Here is a 250-nt window from a genome sequence, read left to right as displayed (position 1 = left end):
GCGAAGGTGGACGGCAGCCGGCTGGACTTCCCGACGTCGCGCCCGGTGGGCACGGGGCTGCACCACAACTTCGTCCTCGACGGCGGCTCCGGCGGACCGGCGGCCGAGCTGTACTCCGCCGTGACGGGACGCCTGTTGACGATCCGTACGACGGAGCCCGGCCTCCAGGTGTACGCCCCCGACCACCTGGACGGGGTGGCCCTGGAGACCGAGGCGGTCCCGGACTCCCCGACCCGGCCCGAGTTCCCCG

The 250-nt window shown here is 74.4% G+C and carries 1 pseudogene; it reads left to right on the top strand.

Going from position 1 to position 250, the window contains the following annotated elements:
• Positions 1 to 250: pseudogene (locus A4V12_RS23460) on the top strand (galactose-1-epimerase); the annotation flags it as partial.

This window comes from Streptomyces noursei (genome assembly GCF_001646665.1).
Classification (GTDB): domain Bacteria; phylum Actinomycetota; class Actinomycetes; order Streptomycetales; family Streptomycetaceae; genus Streptomyces; species Streptomyces lavendulocolor.
Note: the sequence above shows the minus strand (reverse complement) of the source record. Positions and strands in the feature narration are given on the sequence as shown.